Below are 3,837 nucleotides of genomic sequence, written 5' to 3' on the forward strand. Positions count from 1 at the left end.
CCCCTTACAAGGTTCAAGAATTTTTCCTTTCGGTTTAAAATACTTTACAATTGCTTTTGCCAATTCATCAGGAGTGTAAATATTATCATTCACTTGACGGCGGCTCAAAACTTTTCCGAATAGTGTATCTGTATAAAGCTCTCCCATTAGAATAATTTTCCTTGATGAAACGATTCTTGTTTTTTGTCGATTACTCTTTTCCCCTCGATGTGCTTTAAATACTCGTTGTTAATTTCGAGTTTGTCACCGGGATATTTAGGCATTTCATTGTAAGTTTTTCCGTCAAGTTCACGTCCTGCGGCTTCGGGAAAGCTACCCCCCCATTGTTTGTGAAAGAAAAATGTTCCGTCTCTTTTTGCTATATCTCTGAGGTTACGAATCCATTCTATGCAGTGAGGCTTTGGAATCCATAACTTTGTATCTTTGTCATAATCTACAAGACCCCTTACGAGTGAAACTTCTCTCTTCCATAAATGAAACCCGGACTCCCCCCCTGTGATAATCCAATCTATTCCCTTGAGAGATATACTTCCCAAATCTTCGAGCAATGGCTCTGCTGAAATAAATTTGATTTTCGCGCGGACTTTTTTTAATATCTCGAGGCGGTGTAAATTTTTCTTATCTTCAATGGTTACCCCACACCACATATTTTCGGGGAATTCATACTTGAGAGAATATTCGAGCATGAGTTCGGGTCTCTTTGTTAATACTTGATATTCATGCTGTGGAGTTTTTTTCATTACTTCCAACACTTGAACGAAATACTCTTCCGGGATTTTCTCCCAAAACAAATCTGACATTGAATTTACAAATACGAGAGAGGGTTCGTCCCATTTAAAAGGGTCTCTCATTTTGTGGGGTCGCAGTGTTAAATCAAATCCGTTCGGGAAAGCGGCGTGACCTGCGTACTTTTTTGCGATTGTGTCTGCATAACAAAACTTGCAACCCTGCGAGATTTTCTGACAGCCTGTTACTGGATTCCAAGTTTTCTCAGTCCAGATGATTCCTGTTTTTTCCATGTTGTAATTTAAGGTTTTATAAATGAAAATATCCGTAGAACTTATTTGAGTTATTCGTCCAATAATAAATTTTCTTTCTTATCTTCTTTATTTTCCTGCGTATTGTTTATGTCTGTGAGCGCCGGGGGAAAATCGCTGCTCTGAGTTTCGGACGGCGGCTCCGTTATGAATGTTCCGGGAGTAACTGCTTCTTTTTCATTCTCCGGTTTGTTTTCATCTTCTTTTGTCTCCTGCAGGAAAGGGAGCTTGTAATCCTCGGGGGTCATTTCCTCAGTATTATATAGGGTCTCGGGCTTCTCTCCTATAGCAAGAATATAAATAGTTTTTAAATTCTCTTTAGGGAAATGATATTCAACTCTGCAATTTAATTCTCTTTCCTCTTCACCTTTATTAATTCCCGCCGCTGAATTTCCGATCGTCAATTCTTCTTTTGCAATTAATTTTTTATAGTCATCTTTCTTAATTTTCAACTCTGCATTCAATCTCGTTTTTTCAGTTGTAGCGTTTGCGAAATTGTGAGCCTGTTCTAATAGTTCATCATCGGACAATTTAATTTTTATCTTTAACACTTTTTCCTCTTTGATAATCTCGGGTTTATCTTCCCCGAGTTTTGGCTCTTCCAATATTTTATCGGGGTCTTTGCCTTTACTCTTTTTATTTTTTACTTCTTTCTCTTCCGGTTTGTTTTTCTCTTTGGAAGATGTTTTTTCTTTTGTCTTAGGGACCGACTTAGAATTTTTCTTTACTTCTTTTTCTTTCCCTGGCTTTGGTTTTGGTGTAGGCATTGATTTTAATTTAGATTAATGAAATATGCTGCTATGTGAATTTTCTGAATTCTTCGTTTACTTTATTTACAAAATTCTGTCCGTTTTTTCTTCCAGTGTATGTAAATATTTTACTGTCGGGATCTATTGTTTCATCTATCCATATCCCCTCGAATCTTGCCGCACGTTCTTCCTTAACTTCCTGTAATTTTTTTTTCTGCAAGTTGTTTACCCAATTGAATTAAATTTCTGTGAGGTTTCTTACCATAGTTACCGAGACCGCCCGGCCATAGGACTAATTTTTTTTCTTTGTTGAGAAGCTCCGAGGGGTTGAATTGTTTTAAATCAATATCGGGAAATCTTTTTTTTCTTTCAATTGGTTTTAAGCGGTAATCGGTTTTTGCATTCTTTCTGAGATTACGGCGTAACGGAGTAGGTTCGGGTTCGTACTCCCCCCCGAGTGCCACATATTTTCTGTATGTAAATTCATTGCAAATCTCATTTTGAAAATCTATTGTGTGAGACCTGCAGTAATGTTTTGCTGATTCCATTAGTGTATTGAAACGCATTGCTTTTATTTGGTCGAGTGTGTGCATCGTTCCTACTGGAAGTCTTGTCTCTGAATTAAAGCCGGGTATTATTTCGCAACCATACTCAATTAAAAATATCAAATGTTCCAATCTTTTAACTGAGGTAATTTTTATTAAGTCTAATTTAATTTGTGATTCCATAAGTTATAATTTAAGGTTTTTAATAAATCGTAGGAAGATTATTTGTATATAGAACGTCCTGTAAATCTTCAAATGAAGATACAAGCCTTATTACTGAACTATCTTTTGAGAGACTGAAACAGGTCTCAATTCTATTCGCGAAAATTTCAAATATTGCTCCATTGATTTTTTTTGTATAGAAAACTATTCCGTAAAATCCTTTAGCTTTCCACCCATGCTGTTTTAAATATTCAGTTCTCATTTTTGTAACCTTTCGTAAACTTCGGGGAATAATTGTTTTATTTCTGAATCTATTGGAGCTGAATAAATTTTTGAAACTCTTTGCAGTTTAAAAATTGCTTGAGTTAATTTTATAATGTGATACTCTTCAAGCATCGAGGGAACGTCTAACATTAATTTATCAGCTCCCCCGTTTCTTTTCTGCAATAATGAAAGATAAAAATCAGGCGTTAAATTTTGGAATGGTAAAACTTCATAGTAAGCGGCTAAACTCTTATCACTTTGTATTTGAAAAAATGATTGTATGAGTGAAATTTCATTTTGATAATCTCCCCAAAAATTTCTAACTGCTGAAAAAAATCTTTTTTTGATAGGATATAAATCAATGAAATCTTTTTCATTGGTTGGCTTATATATTCTTATATGCCATGACTGTACAAAATCACAACTGAGAGAATGCTGTTCACAAAAATTTTTTATTCTGTCCGCTGTTTGTGGTAAATTTACGTTTTTCATAATTTAAGGTTTTTAATAAATGTAAGATTTATGAGCTTTCACAAAATCTGAAAAGTTTTTTTGATAACGGATTTTAATTCCCTCTTGTTTATAATTCAAAATTGCGTTGTTAAAATTGCTGTACTCTTGAAGTGTTTTTATATACCTGCGAAAAGTTCTGACGTGAATTTCTATATTGCTATCTTTTTTCTCGTAGTACTCATAAGAGACTGTAAAGCAATATTTGTCATCTTGTGTTTTTAAATCTGTAGAGTTCAAAAAACCACTACCCCAAAATTCTGTATCTGTATCTTTTTCTGAATCTAAGTCTGTTTTCTTTGTCTTATCAGTTACGTAACCAAGCTGTAACGGTTCTGTAACGGTTACACTCTTACCTATCATTTGTTTAACTTTCTTCCTATGAGTAGCGACCTTAATTCTGTTCTTTTCTTTTTGTGAATTTATCTTCTCTAAGTTTTGATGCTTCTCGAAATTTTTCAAATAAATTGTTTTATTTCTAAAAATATCTATCATCTTGTATTTTTTAAAGAGGACTATTCCAAGCTCTACTGTAGGTTTGGGGATATTTAATTCCATAGAAAGAGTCTC

General features: G+C 34.4%; 5 protein-coding genes. All 5 read right to left on the minus strand.

Features of this window, described 5'->3' with window-relative positions:
• Positions 1–146 precede the first annotated feature (146 nt).
• Positions 147–1,019, minus strand: coding sequence for a phage Gp37/Gp68 family protein (locus ABIQ27_RS08815; protein ID WP_348033513.1), 873 nt, complete (start codon positions 1,017–1,019; stop codon positions 147–149).
• 50 nt (positions 1,020–1,069) lie between these two features.
• On the minus strand, positions 1,070–1,804 hold the full coding sequence (locus ABIQ27_RS08820; RefSeq protein WP_348033514.1) for a hypothetical protein: 735 nt from the start codon (positions 1,802–1,804) through the stop codon (positions 1,070–1,072).
• A gap of 173 nt (positions 1,805–1,977) precedes the next feature.
• Positions 1,978–2,514 carry a hypothetical protein gene (locus ABIQ27_RS08825; protein WP_348033515.1) on the minus strand — a complete coding sequence of 179 codons (537 nt, stop codon included), beginning with the start codon at positions 2,512–2,514 and terminating at the stop codon, positions 1,978–1,980.
• 237 nt (positions 2,515–2,751) lie between these two features.
• A complete protein-coding gene (locus ABIQ27_RS08830) occupies positions 2,752–3,249 on the minus strand; it encodes a hypothetical protein (RefSeq protein ID WP_348033516.1) in 498 nt (165 codons plus the stop codon).
• A gap of 12 nt (positions 3,250–3,261) precedes the next feature.
• On the minus strand, positions 3,262–3,837 hold a 576-nt coding region (locus ABIQ27_RS08835), incomplete at its 5' end, for a phage replisome organizer N-terminal domain-containing protein (protein WP_348033517.1).

Source organism: Flavobacterium sp. (assembly GCF_039916025.1).
Lineage (GTDB): Bacteria > Bacteroidota > Bacteroidia > Flavobacteriales > Flavobacteriaceae > Flavobacterium.